The organism is Gloeobacter kilaueensis JS1 (genome assembly GCF_000484535.1).
Classification (GTDB): Bacteria; Cyanobacteriota; Cyanobacteriia; order Gloeobacterales; family Gloeobacteraceae; genus Gloeobacter; species Gloeobacter kilaueensis.
In genome coordinates this window covers 4141138-4163447 of the sequence record NC_022600.1, presented here as the reverse complement: position 1 = coordinate 4163447, position 22310 = coordinate 4141138, and the positions used below count along the sequence as shown (strand labels likewise).

Annotated in this window: 23 protein-coding genes; 14 read left to right on the top strand and 9 right to left on the bottom strand. The window is 61.5% G+C overall.

The features are described from left to right. Positions 1 to 175: 175 nt before the first annotated feature. The 7 genes from GKIL_RS19295 to GKIL_RS19265 all read left to right on the top strand — a co-directional run bounded on the left by GKIL_RS19295 (position 176) and on the right by GKIL_RS19265 (position 5547). A complete protein-coding gene (locus GKIL_RS19295) occupies positions 176 to 679 on the top strand; it encodes a hypothetical protein (protein ID WP_023175530.1) in 504 nt (167 codons plus the stop codon). 120 nt (positions 680 to 799) lie between these two features. Continuing rightward, on the top strand, positions 800 to 1357 hold the full coding sequence (locus tag GKIL_RS19290; RefSeq protein ID WP_041244080.1) for a Uma2 family endonuclease: 558 nt from the start codon (positions 800 to 802) through the stop codon (positions 1355 to 1357). A gap of 74 nt (positions 1358 to 1431) precedes the next feature. Further along, the gene (locus GKIL_RS19285; protein WP_023175528.1) at positions 1432 to 2139 is read left to right on the top strand and encodes a YdcF family protein; all 708 of its coding nucleotides are present in this window, start codon (positions 1432 to 1434) and stop codon (positions 2137 to 2139) included. Between the two features lie 34 nt (positions 2140 to 2173). Further along, entirely contained in the window at positions 2174 to 3064 is an 891-nt protein-coding gene (gene lipA / locus GKIL_RS19280) for a lipoyl synthase (RefSeq protein ID WP_023175527.1), read from the top strand. Positions 3065 to 3166: 102 nt separating this feature from the next. Then, positions 3167 to 3478 (top strand): co-chaperone GroES, encoded by a 312-nt coding sequence (gene groES / locus GKIL_RS19275; protein WP_023175526.1) that lies wholly within the window; start codon positions 3167 to 3169, stop codon positions 3476 to 3478. Between the two features lie 19 nt (positions 3479 to 3497). After that, positions 3498 to 5126 carry a chaperonin GroEL gene (gene groL, locus GKIL_RS19270; RefSeq protein ID WP_023175525.1) on the top strand — a complete coding sequence of 543 codons (1629 nt, stop codon included), beginning with the start codon at positions 3498 to 3500 and terminating at the stop codon, positions 5124 to 5126. A 109-nt stretch (positions 5127 to 5235) separates the two neighbouring features. Next, positions 5236 to 5547, top strand: coding sequence for a hypothetical protein (locus tag GKIL_RS19265; RefSeq protein WP_023175524.1), 312 nt, complete (start codon positions 5236 to 5238; stop codon positions 5545 to 5547). 118 nt (positions 5548 to 5665) lie between these two features. On the opposite strand, the gene GKIL_RS19260 is transcribed toward GKIL_RS19265, so the two are convergent. From GKIL_RS19260 to GKIL_RS19245, 4 genes are all read right to left on the bottom strand, one after another. After that, entirely contained in the window at positions 5666 to 6076 is a 411-nt protein-coding gene (locus tag GKIL_RS19260; RefSeq protein WP_245595869.1) for a putative toxin-antitoxin system toxin component, PIN family, read from the bottom strand. Between the two features lie 14 nt (positions 6077 to 6090). Beyond that, a complete protein-coding gene (locus tag GKIL_RS19255) occupies positions 6091 to 6330 on the bottom strand; it encodes an AbrB/MazE/SpoVT family DNA-binding domain-containing protein (RefSeq protein WP_023175520.1) in 240 nt (79 codons plus the stop codon). Positions 6331 to 6455: 125 nt separating this feature from the next. After that, the gene (locus tag GKIL_RS19250) at positions 6456 to 8066 is read right to left on the bottom strand and encodes a peptide ABC transporter substrate-binding protein (RefSeq protein WP_023175519.1); all 1611 of its coding nucleotides are present in this window, start codon (positions 8064 to 8066) and stop codon (positions 6456 to 6458) included. Continuing rightward, positions 8067 to 8627, bottom strand: coding sequence for a sigma-70 family RNA polymerase sigma factor (locus tag GKIL_RS19245; RefSeq protein ID WP_023175518.1), 561 nt, complete (start codon positions 8625 to 8627; stop codon positions 8067 to 8069). It abuts the gene before it with no gap. Between the two features lie 276 nt (positions 8628 to 8903). Between GKIL_RS19245 and GKIL_RS23030 the strand changes: the two genes are divergently transcribed. From GKIL_RS23030 to GKIL_RS19225, 3 genes are all read left to right on the top strand, one after another. Further along, positions 8904 to 9557: a response regulator transcription factor gene (locus GKIL_RS23030; protein WP_051382867.1), complete on the top strand. Its 654-nt coding sequence runs from the start codon at positions 8904 to 8906 to the stop codon at positions 9555 to 9557. Positions 9558 to 9621: 64 nt separating this feature from the next. Next, entirely contained in the window at positions 9622 to 10407 is a 786-nt protein-coding gene (locus tag GKIL_RS19235; RefSeq protein WP_023175516.1) for a fumarylacetoacetate hydrolase family protein, read from the top strand. A 181-nt stretch (positions 10408 to 10588) separates the two neighbouring features. Continuing rightward, the gene (locus GKIL_RS19225) at positions 10589 to 11842 is read left to right on the top strand and encodes a dihydroorotase (protein ID WP_023175514.1); all 1254 of its coding nucleotides are present in this window, start codon (positions 10589 to 10591) and stop codon (positions 11840 to 11842) included. Here GKIL_RS19225 and GKIL_RS19220 read toward each other — a convergent pair. The 3 genes from GKIL_RS19220 to GKIL_RS19210 all read right to left on the bottom strand — a co-directional run bounded on the left by GKIL_RS19220 (position 11835) and on the right by GKIL_RS19210 (position 14690). Beyond that, the gene (locus GKIL_RS19220; RefSeq protein ID WP_023175513.1) at positions 11835 to 12878 is read right to left on the bottom strand and encodes a fatty acid desaturase; all 1044 of its coding nucleotides are present in this window, start codon (positions 12876 to 12878) and stop codon (positions 11835 to 11837) included. The genes GKIL_RS19225 and GKIL_RS19220 overlap by 8 nt on opposite strands. A 273-nt stretch (positions 12879 to 13151) precedes the next feature. Next, positions 13152 to 14333 (bottom strand): NAD(P)H-quinone oxidoreductase subunit H, encoded by a 1182-nt coding sequence (locus tag GKIL_RS19215; protein ID WP_023175512.1) that lies wholly within the window; start codon positions 14331 to 14333, stop codon positions 13152 to 13154. A gap of 51 nt (positions 14334 to 14384) precedes the next feature. Next, complete coding sequence (locus tag GKIL_RS19210; RefSeq protein WP_023175511.1) at positions 14385 to 14690, bottom strand: DUF3155 domain-containing protein; 306 nt, start codon at positions 14688 to 14690, stop codon at positions 14385 to 14387. Positions 14691 to 14890: 200 nt separating this feature from the next. Here GKIL_RS19210 and bchL point away from each other — a divergent pair, with 200 nt between their 5' ends. The 3 genes from bchL to GKIL_RS19195 all read left to right on the top strand — a co-directional run bounded on the left by bchL (position 14891) and on the right by GKIL_RS19195 (position 18164). Continuing rightward, a complete protein-coding gene (bchL, locus tag GKIL_RS19205) occupies positions 14891 to 15718 on the top strand; it encodes a ferredoxin:protochlorophyllide reductase (ATP-dependent) iron-sulfur ATP-binding protein (protein WP_023175510.1) in 828 nt (275 codons plus the stop codon). 21 nt (positions 15719 to 15739) lie between these two features. Continuing rightward, entirely contained in the window at positions 15740 to 17155 is a 1416-nt protein-coding gene (locus tag GKIL_RS19200; protein ID WP_023175508.1) for a ferredoxin:protochlorophyllide reductase (ATP-dependent) subunit N, read from the top strand. Between the two features lie 76 nt (positions 17156 to 17231). After that, positions 17232 to 18164: a YegS/Rv2252/BmrU family lipid kinase gene (locus GKIL_RS19195; protein WP_023175507.1), complete on the top strand. Its 933-nt coding sequence runs from the start codon at positions 17232 to 17234 to the stop codon at positions 18162 to 18164. On the opposite strand, the gene GKIL_RS19190 is transcribed toward GKIL_RS19195, so the two are convergent. Continuing rightward, positions 18159 to 19319, bottom strand: coding sequence for an amidohydrolase family protein (locus GKIL_RS19190; protein WP_023175506.1), 1161 nt, complete (start codon positions 19317 to 19319; stop codon positions 18159 to 18161). The genes GKIL_RS19195 and GKIL_RS19190 overlap by 6 nt on opposite strands. Positions 19320 to 19461: 142 nt before the next feature. Here GKIL_RS19190 and GKIL_RS19185 point away from each other — a divergent pair, with 142 nt between their 5' ends. Continuing rightward, the gene (locus GKIL_RS19185; RefSeq protein ID WP_023175505.1) at positions 19462 to 21018 is read left to right on the top strand and encodes a phytoene desaturase family protein; all 1557 of its coding nucleotides are present in this window, start codon (positions 19462 to 19464) and stop codon (positions 21016 to 21018) included. Here GKIL_RS19185 and GKIL_RS19180 read toward each other — a convergent pair. After that, positions 21015 to 22274 (bottom strand): Xaa-Pro dipeptidase, encoded by a 1260-nt coding sequence (locus GKIL_RS19180; RefSeq protein WP_041244079.1) that lies wholly within the window; start codon positions 22272 to 22274, stop codon positions 21015 to 21017. The two genes, GKIL_RS19185 and GKIL_RS19180, sit on opposite strands and share 4 nt — an antisense overlap. Positions 22275 to 22310: the final 36 nt, after the last annotated feature.

Below are 22310 nucleotides of genomic sequence, written 5' to 3'. Positions count from 1 at the left end.
AGAGGCAAAGGCTCTCACTGTTTGAGGTACCTCCGTGGACAGCCAACTCGATGCCGCAAGGTCGAATACGAACGCCTCAAGACGAAAACAGTACATTGAGATCGCTCTTAGACGGGTGCGGGCTGGTAGCGGTAGTTCCCTGACATTTTTACAGACGAGAAGTTGGACTTTTCCTGTGGCTGATCTTCGCAACATCTTGTCCAATAGCGACTTTGTTGTTGTGGGAGGTGTGGCCACTCGACTCTACATGCCCGAGCGCATGACCCTGGATCTGGACATATTGATTTTGACGAAGGATGCGCCCGAAATTTATCAGCGACTCGAACAAGCTGGAGCCCGGAGGCTTGGCGAGCTGAGTATAGGCGGCAGCAGTTGGCGCTTGGAAGATGGTACCAGTCTCGATGTGCTCGTCTCTGATGAACCGTGGGTTCCTCCGGCCCTCAGTACCCCGAATGTGAGTCCGGATGGTCTGCCGGTCATCGCACTTCCGTATCTGGTGTTGATGAAACTGCTATCCAGCCGGGGTGTGGACATTGGCGACTTGAGCCGGATGCTTGGGCAAGCCGACGATCAGGCTCTCGATGAGATCCGGGCGGTTGTGGGCACGTACCTTGCAGATGCGGCAGAAGATCTTGAAAGCCTGATTGTATTGGGCAGGCTTGAAGTCGAAGAACGCTGAAAAAGCCGCCATGCCGGATGTTTACAGTCCGGCCCTCGCGACGGATGCCACGGGCCTGCGCGATCCGGGTCGGGCCGCTCCGGCACTAGACTGAAGGCAAAGTTGCCTCGGAACCTGGCGATGACGAAGGCGCAGCTGAGAATCTGGACCGTCGAGGAGTATCACCGAATGATCGACGCCGGCATTCTTACAGGCGCAGACACCGTTGAACTGCTCGCAGGACAGATCGTCCAGATGGCTCCGCAAAAATCGCTCCACGCTGCCACCCTCAGCCGGGCTGCCGACTCTCTGCGCGAACAACTGGGAGGGGCCATCCAGGTGCGGTTGCAGTTGCCCGTCACCCTCCTCCCCGACTCAGAACCGGAGCCGGACATCGCCGTCGTTCGCCCCGACAGCCGCTACTACCTCGCAGGCCATCCCGGTCCCGCCGACATCTTGCTCCTCGTTGAAGTCTCCGATTCGACTTTAGATTATGACCGTGGGCAAAAGGCGCGGATCTACGCTCGCTCTGGCATCGGCGAGTACTGGATCGTGGATATTCCTGGCGAGCGGCTCATCGTCCTGCGCGAAGCGGATGCCGCCGGCTACCGGCAGGAATCTGTTCTTACCCTCCAGGAGACGGTGATCCCCCTCAACTTTCCAGCCGTTTCCCTGACGGTAGCGGCCCTGTTCCCCTGAAGTGGTGCAGTAGCGCACCCCAGGGGAGGAAGCGACAGAGCTAGACTCGATGCAGCCTTTTGTTTGGAAATCTCGTGAGCGACCCGTCGCTTTGTCTGCGTCCGCCGGAATTGTGGACGGTGCTGACATCGGCGCTGATGCAGTGGTTGAGCGAGCCGCTTCTGGTCGTTCTGCCCCTCGCCCTGCTCATCGCCCTTCCCTGGTTCATCCGTCCGCTGCCCTTCAAGCGGTGGCTGAGTGCTGTGCCTGCGGTCGTACTGCTCGCCTACATCGGCTGCACGGCACCGCCGCTTTTGGCCTTTGCCAATCGCCGCTTGATGCACTTTGAGGCGGCAGGCACCGCCATCCCTGCCGATGCGATCGTCGTCCTGGGTCGGGGCATCGAATTTCAGGCCACCCGCGTCGATCTCGCAGCCCAGCTCTGGCAGGCTGGCCGCGCCCCGCGCATCTTCACAAGCGGTCGCGGTGACGCCGACTCGATGCTTGCCGCTCTGCGGGCAAAAGGCGTCCCGGCCTCGGACCTGCAGGCGGAGGAGTGCTCGCGCACCACCGAAGAAAACGCCCAGTTTACCGCCCTTCGCCTCAAGCCGGAGGGGGTGCGGCGGATCGTGCTCATCACCGACGCCCCCCACATGAAGCGCTCGCTCGACATCTTTCAAAAAGCCGGTTTTGCCGTTGTCCCTGCGATGAGCCCGATCCCGCCCCAGCTATCGGAGCAGCACAAGCGCCTGCTCATCCTGCGGGAATTTGCGGGCTGGCTGCTCTACCGCCTCAGTGGCTGAGGGATAGACTGGCTTAGACCCGTTATGACGATCTATGACAGCCAAACCGGACTGGCTCAGGGTAAAAGCGCCCCAGCGCGAGCGCGTCGGCGCAGTCCAGTCGATCCTGCGGGATCTGAGCCTCAACACCGTCTGCGAAGAAGCTTCCTGCCCGAATATTGGCGAGTGTTTCAAAGCCGGAACGGCGACGTTTCTCATCATGGGTCCGGCCTGCACCCGCGCCTGCCCCTACTGCGACATCGACTTTGAAAAGCATCCCCAGCCGCTCGATCCCACAGAACCAACCCGCCTTGCGGAGGCAGTCCGCCGCCTCGGCCTGCGCCACGTCGTCATCACCTCCGTCAACCGCGACGACCTGCCGGAGGGCGGAGCCACCCAGTTCGCCTGCTGCATCGCCCAGGTGCGTGCACTCATGCCCGAGACCACGATCGAGGTCTTGATCCCCGATTTTTGCGGCTCAGAAGACGCCCTTTCGATCGTGATCGCAGCCGGGCCGGAGGTGATCAATCACAACACCGAGACCGTCCCCCGCCTCTACCGGCGGGTGCGGCCCCAGGGGGACTACCAGCGCACGCTGAGGCTCCTCGAACGGGTCCGCCGCAGCGCCCCCCACCTCTACACCAAGTCCGGGATCATGGTCGGCCTCGGCGAAAGCGAAGCGGAAGTCCTCGAAACGATGGCCGACCTGCGCGCCGTCCACTGCGACATCCTTACGATTGGCCAGTACCTGCAGCCTACCCCCAAACATCTCAAAGTCGAGAGCTTTGTTCCCCCCGAAACCTTCGAGCGCTGGCGGCTCGCCGGGGAGCAGATGGGCTTTCTGCAGGTGGTCTCCTCTCCCCTTACCCGCAGCTCCTACCACGCCGAACAGGTGCAGGCGCTGATGCGCAGCCACCCCCGCACTCCTAAAATTGGCACTCTTTGAATTTGAGGGTTAGCACTCTCGGGCCTTTAGTGCTAAACTCAGTTGTTGGAAGGGAGCGTTACCTCCCGGCCCCAGTTTTAAGCGAGTTGTGAGAGGTTTGGCATGGCAACGATTGCGTTGGCTGCAACGACGCTGCGTCCTTTGGGCGATCGCGTCCTGGTCAAAGTCGTAGAAAAAGAAGAGCGCACCGCCGGTGGCATCCTGCTGCCGGATACGGCCAAAGAAAAGCCCCAGACCGGCGAAGTGGTCGCGGTCGGGCCTGGCCGGGTCAAAGATGACGGCACGCGGGTCAGCCCGGAAGTCAAGGTGGGCGATACCGTTCTGTACGGCAAGTACAGCGGCACGGACCTCAAGCTCGGCGATACCGAGTACGTGCTGGTGGCAGAGAAGGACATTCTGGCTGTAGTTGCTTAGTCAAGGAGAAAGTGGAGTCATGGCAAAGCAAGTTGTATTCGATGAGGCCGCCCGGCGTTCGCTCGAGCGCGGCATCGATGCACTGGCAAACGCGGTGCGCGTCACCCTTGGTCCCAAGGGCCGCAACGTCGTGCTCGAAAAGAAATTCGGCGCACCCCAGATCATCAACGACGGTGTGACGATCGCAAAAGAGATCGAACTGGAGAACAAGCTCGAGAACGCTGGTGCCCAGCTCATCAAAGAAGTCGCCTCCAAGACCAACGATGTCGCCGGTGACGGCACCACCACCGCCTGCGTGCTGGCCCAGTCGCTGGTCAAAGAGGGTCTCAAAAACGTCGCCGCCGGTTCTAACCCGATGACCCTCAAGCGCGGCATCGAGAAGACCGTGCGCTATCTGGTGGGTGAACTGGAGAAGGTCGCCAAGCCCGTCGAGGGCAGCCAGGCAATTGCCCAGGTGGCCGCTGTCTCCGCCGGCAACGACGAGGAGATTGGCCAGATGATCGCCTCGGCGATGGAAAAAGTCGGCAAAGAAGGTGTAATCACCGTCGAGGAGTCCAAGTCGCTCACCACCGAATTGGAGGTGACCGAGGGGATGCAGTTCGATCGCGGTTACGTCTCGCCCTACCTGGTCACCGATCAAGAGCGCATGGAAGCGGTCTTCGACGAGCCCTTCTTGCTCATCACCGACAAAAAGATCTCGATCATCACCGACCTGGTGCCGATCCTTGAGAAGGTAGCCCGCGCGGGCCGTCCCCTCGTCATCATCGCCGAGGACATCGAAAAAGAAGCCCTCGCCACCCTGGTGGTCAACAAGCTGCGCGGCGTGCTTAACGTCGCCGCCGTCAAGGCTCCTGGCTTTGGCGATCGGCGCAAGGCTCTGCTGCAGGATATCGCCATCCTCACCGACGGTGAAGTGATCTCCGAAGACACCGGCCTCAAGCTCGAAAACGTCGCCATCGATCAGCTCGGCAAGGCCCGCAAATTGACGATCACCAAGGACAACACCACTATCGTCGCCGAGGGCAACGAGGCCGCCGTCAAGGCGCGCATCGGCCAGATCCGCCAGCAGATCGACGAGACCGACTCCGAGTACGACCGCGAGAAGCTCCAGGAGCGCCTCGCCAAGCTCGCAGGCGGCGTCGCCGTGATCAAAGTGGGTGCGGCCACCGAGACCGAACTCAAGGACCGCAAGCTGCGCATCGAGGATGCCGTCAACGCCACCAAGGCCGCGATCGAAGAGGGCATCGTCCCCGGCGGTGGCACCGCGCTATTGCACCTGGCTGGTAAGCTCGACAGCTTCATCGGCACCCTGAGCGGCGAAGAGAAGATCGGGGCGCGCATCATCCAGAAGGCCCTCGAAGGTCCGCTGCGCCAGATCGCCGAGAACGCTGGTCTCGAAGGCTCGGTCATTGCCGAGAAGGTGCGCAACCTCGAATTCAACTTCGGCTTCAACGCGATCACCAACGAGTACGAAGATCTGGTCGCCGCCGGTATCATCGACCCGGTGAAGGTGACCCGTTCGGCGCTGCAGAACGCCGCCTCGATCGCGGCGATGGTGCTCACCACCGAGTGCATCGTCGTCGATAAGCCCGAGGAGGACAAAGCGACCGCCGGTGGCCCCGGCGGTGGGATGCCCGACTTCGACTAACTACCCCTGACCTCTTCTTAAAAAGCCCTGGCCCTGCCGGGGCTTTTTTTGTGGCCCCGTGCTACAACGGAAAAAGCTCGCCCTGTCTTGCCGAGTGGAGGATGCTTCGATGCTCAAGCGCGCTGCCTTTTTGCTCCTGGCCGTTCCTGTACAGGCGATGAACGTATCGATGGCAGGCCACTTTCTCAACCTGCTCAACCCCCACGAACCGGATATTTCTGTCACCGAGTACAACTGCGAGGAGAGCGTCGAGGCCGCGCCCTACCAGAGTGTGCGCATCGAAAGCAACGGCAGCGTGACAGTGACGAGCAGCCGTATTTCTGTCGATCCGAACATCCAGATGAGCGACGACAGCGACGCACAGAGCACAGACGAAGCCCCTGATACCGACGAAGACGCCGAGACTAACTCTGGGCAGTAATTTTTACGTCTGACCGGCATTAAAGCGCTTGCACGAACTAGGTGTCAGCATTTTGAGCCCCTAAAGGAGCCCCAAACACAACTTTTCATCGCTGTTGCGGGAGATGGTATTCATAGGCTTAATTGCCGGTCAACAGCGCGAGGAAGTGTTCAGGTGTGACGATTGGCACTGCAAAAGTGTCAGCGAGGCTCAGCAGATCCTTGTCGCCGGTGACGAAGAAATCGGCTTCACCTGCGATCGCCAGTTCAAGAAAAGGAATATCGAGAGGATCGCGACAGGGCGGAGTCACAGGCGGCTGGTCAGGTATCTTCACGGTGACACAGTATGGCAGATGGTCGGCCAGCAACTCGTGCTGATCCGCGATCGAAAGCTTGAACTTAGGATACCCGAGGGCACGGATCAGCTCTGCTGCGGTGAAGGGAGAGAGGAGCGGTCGAAAGCGCTCCTCTTGCCACTGATAGCGGAACGGAGCACGCCGGCCCTGGACGAATATCAGGGCGGAGAGAACAACGTTTGTCTCCAGCACCACCCGAGGCACCGGAGTCATTTGTGCGACGTGGGTGGTGTCTGGCGTGCCCAGGCTACAGCATCAGCAATGTCCTGCTCTTCGATCGCCAGTTCGGCGAGCTTGGCCCGCAGGGCATCCGCCCGCTGGATGCGGACAGGCGTGAGGATGATCTGGCCGTCTTTGACTTCTACCTCGAAGTATTCGGCTGGACCGACAGCCTGGGTTATCGCCTTGGGCAGGGTCAACTGGTTCTTAGCCGTGAGTTTGGCAAGCATGGTGAACTTCTACAGTAGTGAAGTAAGGAATCCTTACTTTAGTCTATCTCGCAGTGGGTTGAACCTGCCGACGACTGCCAGAGAGCGTCACTGAATACTTCGAGTCCCCTGGGGGCTGCCTTTTCTTATCCCGAACTGGCGTTGAACGGAGAGTGCCAGCTGCGATCGATCGCCACGTACTTGAGGGGGTGCAGATCCTGGAGGTTGGGTTCCCAGCCTGTGAGCCAGGGCTTTTGCAGATATTCGAGGCCGGTGTGAAACAGGGGCCAGATTGGAGCTTCGGCCAGTAGCCGCGCTTCGGCGCGGGCAAGCAGGTGGTAGCGCTGCTGGGGATCGCCTTCGCGGCGCGCGACCGCCAGAAGCTGCCGGTAGAGCGAATCGTCCCAGCCGGGGTAGTTCTTGGGGGCGAGACCGTCGTAGAGGTCTAAAAAGGTGGTCGGGTCGAGGTAGTCGCCCCCCCAGCGGGTGACGGCCACGTCGTAGTCATGGCGGCGAATGCGGGCAAGAAACGTCTGCAGTTCCTCGGTACTGACCTGGGGAGCCGCCCCGAGCTGCTGCTTCCAGCGGCTCTGCAGAACGGCAGCCACTGTCCGGTCCGGTTCGCGGTTGGCGCAGTGGATGGTGAAGCGCTCCAGAAAAGATCTTCGCGGAGGAGAAGCAGGGGCAGAGCCGGGACTGGTGTAGCCCGGAATGCCAGGCGGGATGAAGCTCGTGGCGGCGACGGCATCGCCTTTAAGGTAGCGGCGGGCCAATTCGTCCCGTTCAATGGCGCTTCCTAAGAGGGTTCGCACGGCTGAGCGGTCGAAGGGAGAGCGGCTGCAGTTAAAGCTCAGGTAATAGGTGATAAAGCGTCCGTCGGCGCGAAAGTCGCGGTAGCGGCGCAACTCCGGCAGCAGAGGCCGGGGCAGCACCCCGCCCACGGTTACGTCCAGCTCGCCCGTCAGATACAGATTGACGTTTTGGGCACCCTCGACGATTGGCAGGAGGACCGCCTCGGCAAGGCGGACATTCGAGCGGTCCCAGTAAGTTGGAGAGCGCAGGAGCCGGATCTCGTCGTAGGGGCGGTGGTGAGCAAGGGTAAAGGCTCCGTTGGTGACGAGCTTGCCCGGTCGGGTCCACTCATCGCCGTGGGCCACGATTGCCTGCTCCGGCACCGGTCGGAAGATAAAAAACGAGGTGATAAGTGGAAAGAAAGCGACCGGTCCTTCCATCTCGACGCGCAGGGTGAGCGGATCCGGAGCGGAGACGCCGAGGGCAGCGGTGGGCAGTTTGCCCTCGTTGATCGCCCGGCCATTTTTGAGATAATAAAGCAAATTCGCGTAGGGGCAGCCGGTGGCCGGATCGAGGGCGCGCCGCCAGCTGTAGACAAAATCCTGGGCGCTACAGGCTGTACCGTCGTTCCAGCGCACGCCGGGCCGCAGTTTGAAGATCCAGCGGCGGGCCTGATTTTCGGGGTACCAGCCCAGGGCCAGGGCAGGCTGGGGAACGAGGGTACGGGGATGATATTCGCTCAGGCCATCGAAGAGGGCCATGCACAGATTCAATTCGCCCAGGGCTCCCTCGACTTTGTGCGGGTCGAGGGAGCGCGGTTCGGCGGCGTTGCCGACGCGCAGGATGTCGCGCTCAGGCGGCAGGGTGTTACCGAAGTAGGCGGAGCTGACCCGGCCACAGCCCGCCAGGGTCAGGCCCGATAGACCGGTGTGCAGCAGGTGACGGCGGGTCCACCGAGCAGACATCTAGTCGCTCAGCCGGGTGTGCAACCAGCTACGGGCAAGCGCCCACTGCCGCTTGATCGTACTTACCGATACACCCAGGACTTCAGCCGTTTCCTCGATGCTGAGGCCCGCAAAGTAACGCAACTCGACGACCCGGCTTTGCTGTGGGTTGAGTTGGGCCAGTGCTTCGAGGGCGTCATCGAGGGCGACGAGGTCCACATCCTGCTCAGCGGCGCTCACTTCCAGGGACTGATCGAGGGAGAGTTTTTGCAGGTTGCCGCCGCGCTTGAGCGCCTGACGGGAGCGGGCGTGATCGACCAGGATGTGGCGGATGAGCTGGGCGGCGACAGCAAAGAAGTGGGCACGGCTGCGCCAGGACATTCGACTGAGATCGATGAGGCGCAGGTACGCTTCGTTGACCAGGGCTGTTGCCTGCAGGGTATGGTCCCCGCGCTCGGAGTGCATGTAATAGCGGGCGAGCGAGCGCAACTCCTCGTAGATCAATGGCGTGAGTTGATCGAGAGCGGCGCGGTTGCCTGCCTGCCACTCCCCCAACATCTCGGTCACATCTGCTGTGGACACAGATTTGCCGCCTGCGAAGGATATCAAACAAGCATACATCTGCTCGAAAAACTCTCCGCGCACCCGAGAAGTATTTTGGCCGACGATGGACCATTTCGCCGCGCTTTTTCGCCTGTATCGATGAAGGGGAAAACGGGTTCAGTTTCTCGGCTACGCTGCGCTGAACGCGATGAGGTTGCACAGGGCATCCCTGCGGTCTGTTGCTTCGACTGATACACGGAGAGCTTCGTTACTATGCTGTGCCCATCTTCGATAACTGGCGGTGCTGAGAGCGGCGTGGTCCTTATCAGCGATCACCCCCTGACCCGCTACGCTTTCAAAAGACTGATCAAAGATCACACCTCCCTGCGGGTGGCAGCTCAGCTCACCAGCAGCGAACTTGAGCCTTTGTCGGAGCCACCGCTCGCCCGGCTGATCGTCCTGGAGGTGAGTGCCGCCGGTGAACGCGAGCAGAATCTGGTGCGGCGGTTGCGCGAGTGGCTGCCCGGTGGCCGAATTCTGGTTTTGCTGCGCTCGATCGACGCCCAGTCTGTAAAAGCGCTGGTTGCGGCGGGTGCTGCCTCGGTCTGGACGACCAGCTCGACCCTGTCGGTCCTGTTGCAGGCTATCCACCAGACGATCGAGGGCAGGCGCTGGATCGATCCGGCCTGTTTAGAAGCCTCCGAATCGCCCCGCTCATCTAAGAGCACCCTCTCGGCAGCCCAGGTGGCGAGAACCGGTTCTGCCTCTCTCCTCTCCTACCGCGAACTGCAGATCCTGACCCTCATCCGCCAGGGCTACTCCAACCAGCAAATTGCCGCCTCGCTGTTTTTGAGCGTCCACACCGTCAAGCACCACATGACGCGGATCATGTTCAAATTGAGCGCCACCAACCGCACCCAGGCCGTACTCAAGGCGATTCAGTCCGGCATCGAACTGGTCGGAAGCTAGGGGGTGGCTTTGCTGGTCACCGGCGCGTGCGAGAATAGCCCCCGTGCCTGTCCGTTGTTAAAAGATGTCCGTTGTTCGCTTTTGTCGCTCCGGGTCTGCTATCCCGCGCTACGGTCAGCTCGATGAGCCAGACGGTAAGATTGCCATCCTCAGCGGCCCCCCCTGGCTGGGTGGAGAACCGACCGATGAGACGGTTGCCCTTGCAGAAGTAAAACTGCTCACCCCCTGCACGCCGGGCAAGATCGTCTGTGTGGGCAAGAATTACCGCGACCACGCCGCCGAGATGACCCAACTGCGGGGCGACGGCGGTGTGCCGGCGGAGCCGCTGCTATTTTTGAAGCCCCCTTCGGCCCTCACTGCTCCCGGTGCTGAAATTTACTATCCGCCCCAATCGGAGCGGGTCGATTATGAGGGTGAACTGGCCCTGGTAATAGGCCGCACCTGTCGGCGGGTAAGCACCGAGGCGGCGCTGGACCATCTTTTTGGCTACACGATCGCCAACGATGTCACCGCCCGCGACCTGCAGGGCAGGGACAAGCAGTGGACCCGCGCCAAGGGCTTCGACAGTTTCTGTCCCCTCGGTCCTCGGATCGTCGCGGAACTCCCAGCCGACGCCAGCCTGCAGACCACCCTCAACGGCAAACTTGTCCAATCGACGACGATCGATCAGATGGTCTTCTCGCCGTCGATTCTGCTCGCCTACATCAGCGCCGTGATGACCCTCGAACCGGGCGATATTGTTCTCACCGGCACCCCGGCAGGTATTGGCCCGATGCAGCCCGGCGACGAGGTGAGGGTGACGATCGCGGGCATCGGTACGCTCACCAACACGGTAGTAAAGCAAAGCTAAAGACTCGCGGGGCCGCTACCACCGGACAGTATCCTGGGAAAAAAGCGTCTGGATCTGTTTCGATGATCAAGCTGATTATTCTCGGTATCGCGATCGCCTTCGTGCCGCTGGCACTGTTCTTTGGCACCAAAAACGGCTTTTACAACACCGATCGCTACCACGGCAACGGTTCTGCCCACTAGTGGCAGTTGTTCTTCTCAGGCAGGTCCGCAGGCTCGATCCGGCGGCTGGGCTCGATAGCGTCGATGACTGGTTGTGGGATGCGGCTACCGGCCAGATGAGCCGCGCCGATGGACCGCCTGCTGTCCCTGAGCGCACGATCGACGGCGAGGGGCGGCTGATCGTTGGCCCCAGCCTCTGCGATCTCTACGCCCACTCCGGGGAGCCGGGCCACGAAGAGCGCGAGGATCTGCGTTCTCTCGCGGCGGCAGCTCTGGCGGGCGGTTACAGCCAGGTGGCCCTGTTGCCCGACACCGATCCACCGGTGGACGAGGCCGCCCAGGTCGATTCTTTGCGCCGCAAGCTGCCCTTATTTGGCATCGAAGCGCTGGTGCTGGGCGCGATGACCCGCAGCTTAAAAGGCGAATCCCTCGCGGACCTGGCCGATCTGAGCGAGGCGGGGGTGGCTGGTTTTACCGACGCTCGACCCATCACCAACTGGGCTTTGCTGCGACGATTCCTCGATTACGCAGCGGTGTTCGAGAAGCCGGTGCTGGTCTGGCCCTGCCTGGCAGCCCTCGCAACGGGGGTGGCCCTCGAAGGAACCTGGGCCGTCCGCCTGGGCCTTTCTGCCCGCCCGGTCCAGGCTGAGACGATTGCTCTGACTGGGCTTTTAGAACTGGTGCGCCTCACGGGCCGACCGATTCACCTGATGCGCCTTTCGACTGCCCGCGCCGTCGAACTTGTCCGGCAGGCAAAGGCGGAGGGCTTGCCCATCACCGCCAGCACGACGATCTATCACCTGAGCCACGCGAGCCCAGAACTCACCGGATTCGATCCGCGCCTGCGCTTCGATCCGCCCCTGGGCAACCCTGAAGACAGAGCGGCGCTCATCGCTGCTTTGGCCGACGGCACCATCGATGCGGTCGCCTCCGATCACACCCCCTGGACCTACGAAGAAAAGACCCTGCCCTTTGCCCTTGCTCCTGCCGGTGCGATTGCCCTGGAGCTGACGCTGCCGCTTCTTTGGACGCTGGTGCGCGGCGGCAGCTTAGATCCTCTGCGGGCCTGGGCGGCCCTCAGCAGTGCTCCTCGATCGATCCTGGCGCTCGAAAACGCCCCACAAAGCTACGTGCTTTTTGATCCCGATCAAAGCTGGACACCCGACAGCCAGACGCTCAAAAGCCGCTCCCAATCGACCATCTGGTATGGCAGACCCCTGCAGGGCAGGGTACTGGAGCTGCTGCGCCGAGTAACTTACACGCGGCTTACTTGAAGGGCATGTGATAGCCGTCCGGGGCGCTCAGGTGGCACGCATCGACGATCGTTCGCAAGTACGGCCAGCTAAAGCGCGCCTCATGCACCAGTTCCGGCCAGCGGGCCTTGATCGCGGCGTGGGCGGCGTCGAGGTGATAGAAGGGAATCGCCGTCGAGAGGTGATGGGGGATGTGGACGCCGATGCGGTAGGCGACCAGCTCCACCCACCAGGGATACTCGCAGTGGACCGTGGCAAAGAGCTGGGCTTTAAGCGGCGTCCACTCGTCCTTCGGATAGTAGGGGATGTCCGGATGGTTGTGGTGGATGAGGGTGAAGGTGCTCAGCCAGAAATGAAAGACCAGCCAGGGCAGAAGCCAGTAGTTGATGACGCCCCACCAGCCGCTGAATACAAAGAGAGCCGATAGACACCCGAGCGCCAGACAGATGGTGACGACGATCGAAAAGCGGGCAGAAGCGCGCTCCCGGTCGGTGAATTTTCGCAGGTCGTAGTGCATGACGAATAGATGAATAACCGAGGCGAACCACCAGCCCCGGCCATGGGCGAGGCGATAAATCAACCGGTCGATCGCCTCCCCCTTGGCATACTCGCCAGGCCGCAGGGTGCGCCAGCTGTTGTCGTTGTCCTGGTGGTTGGTCCAGGCGTGGTGGCGATCGTGCATGATCCGCCAGCTATGAAAAGGGTAGAGCGTCGCAAACAAAAGTAGATGGCCAACAAAGGCGTTGAGCGGGCGCGAGGGACTGAACGATTGATGGCCGCAGTCGTGGGCAAGCACAAAGTTGCCCCAGAGCACCGTGCCGATCCAGACCCAGAACAGGGGAGCGAGCCAGAGCGGTGCCCAGGCAAACAACCCATAGGAAACGAGCAAAATGGCAAGATGTCTCGCGACAAACCACAGCCCGAGGGCGGTATTTCTTTGAAAGCAGTACCTGGGTATCGCTTTGAGCACCTCGCTGTAGCTGAGCCGCTCCAGACGGTCTAATAGCTGTTCGTTGCGCGCACGGATATCCGTCGCAGTTTGCACCTGGTCGATCAACGTTTACTCCTTGAGAGTCAGATGGAATGCGCGCCAAAAAATCAGACTCTGCCACCGTCGGCGAGCCCCACTTTCGAGTGCAAAATCGACAAACCCCGTTACGGTTCCAGTTTGCAGGAATCTGCCCGGCCTATGCCTGTCGCCGCCTGTCAAAGGAAGGCCACGCAGGCGGCAGTCCGAGGACGGGCATCACTCTGAAGTTATGTAAAGAGCGTACCAGGAACGGGGACTTCTTTGAAGCCCCCGCTCAACTTTTGATCCCGCCTGCTGGAGCTAGCGATCGACCTCGCCCATGATGATGTCGATCGAGCCGAGAATCGCCATCAAGTCCGCCAGCTTGGTGCCCTGGACGATCTTGGGCAAGACGGCCAGATTGATGAATCCGGGTGGACGGATCTTCCAGCGCCAGGGGTTGGTCGTGTCGTCGCCGATCAAGTAAACGCCCAGTTCACCCTTGGGAGCCTCGACGCGCACGTAATGTTCGCCTTTGGGTATCCGGAAAGTCGGCGAGGATTTTTTGCCGATGAACTGGTAATCGAAGCCGTTCCACTCGGATTTGGGTCCTTCGGCGAGGCGACGGGCTTCGAGGTTCTCGTAGGGACCGCCGGGCAGCGCGTCGAGAGCCTGGCGAATGATCTTGACCGACTCGCGCATCTCCTTGATGCGGACGTTGTAGCGGGCCAGGCAGTCGCCGCCCGTGTCCCAGGCCACCTCGAAGTCAAAGTCGTCGTAGACCTCGTAGTGATCGACCCGGCGCAGATCCCAGTTGACCCCCGAGGCGCGCAGCATCGGGCCAGATAGCCCCCAGTTGATCGCCTCCTCGCGGCCAATCACCCCCAGCCCTTCGACGCGGCGGCGGAAGATCGGGTTGTTGGTGATGAGCCGCTCGTACTCGTCGATCTTGGGCGGCAGATAGTCGCAAAAGTCGCGGCACTTGTCTACCCAGCCGTAGGGCAGATCGACCGCCACACCGCCGACGCGGAAGTAGTTGTGCATCATCCGCATCCCGGTGGCCGCCTCGAACAGGTCGTAGATCAGCTCCCGCTCGCGGAAAATATAAAAGAAGGGCGTTGTCGCCCCCAGATCCTGCAAGAAGGGGCCGATCCAGAGCAGGTGGCTCGCGATCCGCGACAGCTCCAGCATGATTACGCGGATGTGGCGGGCGCGGCGCGGTACCTCGACACCGGCGAGTTGCTCGGGGGCGTTGCAGGTGATTGCCTCGGTAAACATCGTCGCCAGGTAATCCCAGCGGGTGACGTAGGGCAGATACTGAATGACCGAACGGTTCTCGGCGATCTTTTCCATGGCGCGGTGCAGATAGCCCAGCACCGGCACGCAGTCTTCGATGTTTTCGCCGTTGAGAGTCACAATCAGGCGCAGCACGCCGTGCATCGACGGGTGGTGCGGCCCGAGATTGATGACCATGCGATCTGCGCGGGTCTCAATCATCGACATGGCGGTGAACCCCTGTGGTGGGTGGTCTTTTCTTCCTTCAAGATAACTTTGTTACGAAACTTTCTGGGCGTCCGGAGCCGCCGATTGATACACCAGCGCCACCAGTGACGGGAAAAGAAAATAATGATCCTCCGCGTAGCGCGCTCCAAACAGTCCCCGCGTGGACCAGAAAAAACGTTCAGCCGCCTGCTGGTTGCGCTGCACCGAGATCACCGCCGGAGGCACGATCTGGTTTTCCTGGACAAAGCGGCGGGCTGCCGTCACCGGCTTGTCTTCACAGCAGCTGATTCGAAACTGGGGAACCTGCTTGAGCAGGTGGCGACCGCGCCGGTCCGCCGGGATGGCACCTCTGGACATGACCCCACTCCTCCACGCGAATGCGGCGGAAAAACTTCACGGATTTTAACAGAATCTCTCCGGTTGTCAATCCTGGGGCTGGCAAGTACTTTACAGAAAGTTGCAAAGTAGTGCTTTTACTTGAACTGCGGGCATTGTGGTGTACAGTGATCCCATCGACGGCGATGGTCTTCGTTGCCCGTTCTAAAGGAGTTTCGCTTGTGAAACTGGCTGTTTACGGCAAAGGCGGAATCGGCAAATCGACAACCAGCTGTAACATCTCGGTTGCTCTTGCCCGGCGCGGCAGGCGCGTGTTGCAAATCGGTTGTGATCCCAAGCACGACAGCACCTTTACGCTGACGGGGTTTTTGATTCCGACGATCATCGATACCCTCGAAGAAAAAGATTATCACTACGAAGATGTCTACGCCGAGGACGTGATCTACGAAGGCTACGGCGGCGTGCATTGCGTCGAGGCGGGCGGCCCACCGGCGGGCGCAGGCTGCGGTGGCTACGTCGTGGGCGAGACGATGAAGTTGCTCAAAGAATTGCGCGCCTTCGACGAGCACGATGTGATTCTCTTCGACGTCCTGGGCGATGTGGTCTGCGGTGGTTTTGCCGCCCCGCTCAACTACGCCGATTATTGCTTGATCATCACCGACAACGGCTTTGACGCCCTGTTTGCCGCCAACCGGATCGCCGCCTCGGTGCGCGAAAAAGCGCGCACCCATCCGCTGAAGCTGGCCGGTCTGGTTGGCAACCGCACCAACAAGCGCGATCTGATTGACAAGTACGTCGAATCGGTGCCGATGCCGGTGCTCGAAATTTTGCCCCTCATCGAAGACATTCGCATTTCGCGCGTCAAGGGAAAGACCATCTTCGAGATGGCCGAGTCCGACCCTTCCCTCGAACCGGTCTGCCAGTACTACCTCAACATCGCCGATCACCTGCTGGCGGGTCCGGAAGGGGTCGTGCCCAAGGAGACCCCCGATCGCGCCCTCTTTGAATTGCTTTCTGACTTTTACAGTCGTACCCCCGTTACCGTCTAGTTTCGAGGAGCACAGCACAAGATGGTTTCGCAACCGACGACAATCGGCGGGCCTCAATTTGAGTGTGAGACGGGCAACTACCACACTTTTTGCCCGATCTCCTGCGTCGCCTGGCTTTACCAGAAGATCGAAGACAGCTTCTTTCTGGTGATTGGCACCAAGACCTGCGGTTATTTTTTGCAAAATGCCATGGGCGTGATGATCTTCGCTGAGCCCCGCTACGCGATGGCCGAACTCGAAGAAGGGGATGTCAACGCCAAGCTCAACGCCTACGACGAGTTGCGCCGCCTCTGCCTGCAGGTCAAAAAGGACCGCAACCCTTCGGTGATCGTCTGGATCGGTACCTGCACCACCGAGATCATCAAGATGGACCTCGAAGGTATCGCTCCCCGGCTCGAAGAAGAAATCGGCATCCCGATCGTCGTCGCCCGCGCCAACGGCCTCGACTACGCTTTTACCCAGGGCGAAGACACCGTACTCGCTGCGATGGCCGCCCGCTGCCCGGAGCCCCAGCAGGTGCGCTCCGAAGAAGAAAAAAAAGAGCGCACCCTCGGTCTGCGCTCGCTTTTCAGCATGGGCAAAAAAGAGGACAAAAAAAGCGAGCAGCAGGCTTCTACTCCTGTCTACGCCGATCACAGGCCGCTGGTGCTCTTTGGCTCGCTCACCGACCCGGTCGTCAACCAGCTCACCCTCGAACTTAAAAAACAGGGCATCAAGGTGAGCGGCTGGCTGCCCGCGCCGCGCTACACCGAATTACCGATCGTCGAGCAGGGCGTCACCTGCGTGGCGGGCGTCAACCCGTTTTTGAGCCGCACCGCTTCGGCCCTGCAGCGGCGGATGCGCTGCAATCTGGTGAACACTCCCTTTCCGATTGGCCCGGACGGCACGCGCGGCTGGATCGAGGCCATCTGTAAGACTCTGGGCGTCACCCCAAAGGGTCTGGAGGAGCGCGAAGCGCAGGTCTGGGCCGCCCTCAAGGAGGACGTGGACTTTCTGGCGGGCCGCTCGATCTTCTTTATGGGCGACAACCTGCTCGAAGTTTCGATGGCCCGCTTTCTCATCCGCTGCGGCATGAAGGTGCTCGAAGTCGGCATTCCCTATATGGACAAGCGCTACCAGCAGGCGGAGCTGGAGCTGTTGGAGAAGACCTGCAACGAGATGGGCCATCCGTCGGTGCGCATCGTCGAGAAGCCCGACAACTACAACCAGATCCAGCGCATCTACGAGCTGCAGCCGGACCTGGTCATCACCGGCATGGCCCACGCCAACCCCCTTGAGGCGCGGGGGATCACCACCAAGTGGTCGGTCGAATTTACCTTCGCGATGATCCACGGCTTTACCAACGCCCACGACCTGCTCAAGATGGTGCGCAAACCCCTCGACCGCAACAACAACCTCAAGTCTCTAGGCTGGGAAAAGCTCATCCAGGAAGTCTAAACCTGTATAGCGATGGGAGAACCTGGACCGGGGCTGAAACAGGTAGTAGCTGTGGCCTGATTGCTAGAACAAGAACATGCCTGACTTCAGCCCACAGCAGACGGCCTGTCTCATCTACAACCCGGTCGCCGGTCAGGGCGATGCCCAGGCGGACCTGGATCTTATTCGTTCGTTTTTAGAACCGGCCTTCGACCTCGATATTCGCTTGACCTCCCTTGAAATCGGAGCCAACCAGCTTGCCCACGAGGCGGTGGAGCGCGGGGCAGAGGTGGTGATCGCCTCGGGGGGCGATGGGACGCTCTCGGGGGTGGCGGAGGCGCTGGTGGGCACCGGCATTCCCCTGGGGGTGATCTCGCGGGGGACGGCGAACGCCTTTGCCAGCGCCCTCGGCTTGCCGCTGGCGATCGAGCTGGCCTGCGAGGCGATCCTCGACGGGGTGACGCGCATGGTGGACACGGCGCGCTGCAACGGTTTGCCGATGGTGCTTCTGGCGGGCATCGGGCTGGAGGCGGAGGCGGTGGCGCGCACCAGCCGCGAGGCAAAAAGCTGGTTCGGCACCCTCGCCTATATCTGGGCCGGCCTGCAGCAGTTGGGCGAGATGCAGCCGTTTCTTGTCGAGATCGAGACGCCGGATCTGCTGCTGCGAGCCGAGGCGACGGCGATCACGATCGCCAACGCCGCCCCGCCCACCTCGGTGCTCGCCCAGGGTAGCGGCGAGTGCGTCTACGACGACGGCCTGCTCGATCTGACGATTCTCATTCCGAACTCGGCTCTAGAAGCGCTCACCGCTGCTTTTACGCTGTATTACTCGGCCCTGCGCTCGGAGGCGAGCGGGCGGCCCGACATCGGCCATCTGCTCACCCCCTGGGTGCGCGTGAGCACCCAACCGGCGCAGGCAGTAGCGATCGATGGCGAGGTGATTGCCCAGACGCCGCTTACGGTCGAGTGCGTGCCCAGGGATCTCAAAGTCATCGTGCCCATTGCCCAACTGCAGCAGGCGCTGCTATAGCCTGCCCAGTGGAGCGAGCCTCCGGCCAAAGTAAGGGCCATCGCCCAATCGCGACCGCAACCGGCGCAGCAGCAGGCCAATCGGTCCCGCCAGCCAGGTTGGTTCACCGTCTACGGCGATGGCCTGCAGGCGTCCGCGCAGTGCCATAAAAGGCTCGCGCACCAGCCGGGGTACACCGCCCACCAGCACCAGGCGCAGCTGTTCTGGTCGGGCGTTGAGCAGTGCCTCTTCCGCCGTCCGGGCCTGGGGATTATCGATCAAGATGCAATCGCCGGGAGCTGCCGGGGCGATTCGTCCCAGTTGCGGCACGCCCAGGATCCGGGCAGCGTCGGCAGTGACCATCCCCACCAGTGGGGCGGCCTCCACCAGGGCGGAGGCTGCACGCAACTCCTCCAGCAGATTCAGGCTGCCGCTTGCGGTCGAGTCGGTGCCCAGAGCAAGGGGCACCCCCGCCTGCTGCAATTTTTCGATCGGGGCGGTGCGCCCAAACAAAAACAGGTTGCTTGTCGGGCAGCAGACGACGGCGGTGCCCGTTCGAGCCAGTAGATCGATGTCCGCGTCGCCGATGGCGATCCCATGGATAAGCACGCTCGCCGGTCCCAACAATCCCCGCGCCTGTAGAGCCTGCACTTCCGTAAAACTGGCGGTATCTATTCCTTCGGCGCAGTGGACAAATAGCGGCCCGCCCCGGCCATAGCTGCCGCCCAGTGAGCCTGCGGGCCGGTGCAGCCAGCGGTAGGCGGGCACCCGCACCGGCAACCGTCCCAAGCACCAGTGGCTCCGGTCGTGGTGCTGGACGGTCGTCACCCCGGCAAGCAAATTGCGGTAAGCGCCCCAGAAAAGCCGCTCGCTGTAGGAGAGCCCGAGCACCTCGCGCAGGGGAGAGTCTCTGGGCCGGTAGACCGCCTCGCCCCAGGCAATGCTATTGGGATAGGGCGGTGCGCCGAGCCGGGGCAACAGATCGAGGCCCAGGTGATCGTGGGCGTTCACCAGCCCCGGCAAAAGCCAGCATCCGCCGCCATCGATGTATATCCCGGTGCGCGGCGGCGGTGAACCAATATGCGCAAATACCCCCCCGGCAATTGTGACGCTCGTCGGAGCCGCTATGAGGCGAACGTTTTCGACGCACAGATCCACCCGGTCATTCTGGCGCATTGGGCGATTTTGGTAAACAAATTTGTGCAGCCTGCAGCGCGAGGAGCCTGACTGATTAGAATCGAAACCACGGCCTTCAAATCTCATCGACCAGTGTCGAGTTATTCACCAGTTGCTGCACGCACGAGCACGGGAGGCGGCGATGGAAGACTTTGACTATGTTGTTCTGGGAGCAGGATTGGGTGGGCTTTCGGCGGCTGCCTGTCTTGCCCGCCAGGGCCATCGGGTAGTTGTACTCGAAAAACATTATCTGCCGGGCGGTTGCTGCCATACATTTGAGTACGGCGACTATCGCTTCTGCGCCGACGTCCACTATATTTCTCAATGCCAGCCGCAAGGAACGATCGGACGCTTTTTGCGCTATATCGAGCACGAAGTCGATTTTGTCTCGCTCGATTCTGACTGTATCGACCGGGTCATTACACCGGAGGCTAACTTTAAGATTCCCCTTGGTTGGTCCAGGCTGCGCGAGCGGCTATTGCAAACTTTTCCAGAACATGCAGAGCCAATTCGGCGCTACTGCTGGGCGATCGAGCGCCTGCACGAGCAGACTTGCGAACTGCAGCGGCAGGTGCGCTGGTACGATCAAAAATGGTCGGACTGGCTGAAGTTGCCAAAGTACTGGTATCTGTTTCAGCACCGCAACTGGACCCTGCAGGATCTCTACGACGCCGTCGGACTGCCGCCCGTTCTGCAGGCGATTCTGGCGGGGCAGAGCGGCGATTACGCCCTGCCGCCCGAGGAGATTGCCCTCATCACCCACACCTCGCTGGTGAGCGACTACGCGGAGGGCGCTTATTATCCAAGGCGGCACTTTCATCACTTCGTCAACACGATTGCCCAGGCGATTACGGCACGGGGCGGCGTCATCCACTACCGTACGCCCGTCGAGCAGATTCAGCTTGAGCGCCACGGGATCACCGGTGTGGTGGCCGGAGGCAGACTGTATCGGGGCCGGGCCTACATCAGCGACCTCGATCCAAAGCTGACCGTGCAGTTGATGGACAAACCCCACCTGATCAGCGAGGGTGAGCGGCGGCGGATGAGCGACTACGAGTATTCCGCCAGCGCTTACAACATCTATCTGGGGCTGGACCGGGCCTTTGTGCCCGAGCGCTACGGCATCGGCAACTGGAACATCTGGTACTATCCCGACGGCGACCTCAACCGCGCCTACCGCCGGCAGTTGGCCGATAACCTCGAACGGCCCTGGATCTTTTTGTCGTGCCCGACCAGCAAATCGCCGGAGCCAGGGATGGCCCCCCCAGGCAACCACGTGCTTGAGATCGCCACCGTCTGCGCCTACGAGCCCTTCGCCCACCTGCACCACAACGATCTGAGCGCCTACCGGGCCCGCAAGCGGGAAGTCTACCGGCAGTTGATGGCGAGTGTGCGCGACTTGATCCCGGACATCGACCGCTATATCCGCATGAAGATCTTTGGCACACCGACCACGAGCGCCTACTACCTGGGCCAGCCCCAGGGCAACATCTACGGAGCCAAACTCATCCCCCGCCAGGTGGGCTTGGGCCGCCTCGGTTACCGCACCGAGCTGGCAAATCTGTTTTTAGTCGGTGCGAGCGCCGGTTATCCGAGCGTTCCGGGGGTGATCGGCAACGGCATGGACGTGAGCGAACTGGTGAGCGGTGAAGCGACTGACCGCCGAGCGGAGCGCCTGGTGACAGGCCGGCAGCGCTAAGGCGCTTTGTACACCTGTCCGCCCTTCATCACGAAGCGGACCTTTGTGAGTGCCGTTATATCCTGCAGTGGATCGCCATCGACGGCGACGATATCGGCGTAGCGGCCCGGTGCTATCGCGCCTACCTGTTCTTGCAGTCCAAGCAGTTGAGCGGCGTTCACCGTTGCCGCCTCGATGGCCTGCATCGGGGTCATGCCGTACTTGACCATGTAAAAAAACTGCTTCGCGTTGTCGCCGTGGGGATACACCCCGGCGTCGGTGCCGAAGGCGATCCGGTCGCCGCCTTTGACGGCGCGCTCGAAGTTCTCGCGCTGCAGTTTGCCGATCTTGCGCTCCTTTTCGATCGACTCGGGGAGGATGCCCGCCTTCTCGCCCTCCTGGAGAATAAAGTCGTCGTTGTAGATGTCCATCACCAGCCAGGTGCCCTTCTGGCGAGCGAGGCGGATGCCTTCTGTGTCGATCAAGCTGGCGTGCTCGACCGAATCGACCCCGGCCACGATCGCGTCTTTAATCCCGGCGGTGCCGTGGGCGTGGGCGGCTACCTTGCGCCCGAGCTTGTGCGCTTCTTCGACGATCGCCTGCATCTCTTCGAGGCTGTACTGTTCGGCCCCCGGCTCATCGCCTTTGGAGAGCACACCGCCGGTGGCACAAATTTTGATCAAGTCCGCTCCGTATTTCACCACCTCGCGCACCTTCGCGCGGGCGGCCCAGGGACCGTCGGCCACCCCCTCGCCGGTGTAGTTGTAGTCGGGGGCAAGCAGGTTGTTGTCGCAGTGGCCGCCTTTGATCCCGAGGGCAGGTCCGGAGACGAGCATCCGGGGACCGGGAATGTCGCCGTCGTTAATTGCATCGCGCAGGGCGACATCGCCGTAGGCGGAAGCGCCGACGTTGCGCACGGTCGTAAAACCGGCCTGCAGGGTCATCCGGGCTGCCCGTGCGCCGTAGAGTGCCTCGCGCACCGCCGAGACCCCCAGACTGCGGTAGCCGCCCAACTGCGGGTCACTGGTGAGGTGGGTGTGGGCGTCGATAAGCCCCGGCAGCACCGTGGCGCGGCTGAGGTCGATTACCTGTGCGCCGACAGGGCCGCTCGCCCCCGCGCTCGGCCCGACCGAGCGGATGCGCTCGCCCTCGATCACGATCGTCTGATCGCTCAACACCTGGGCGTTCACCACGTCCACCAGCCGCCCGGCCCGGATCGCGACCACTCCCGGCGCTGCCGATGCGGCGGTCGGCACACTGGCCACAATCGCCACCAACCATCCCCACCATCGCTTGCTCTTGACCACAGACCA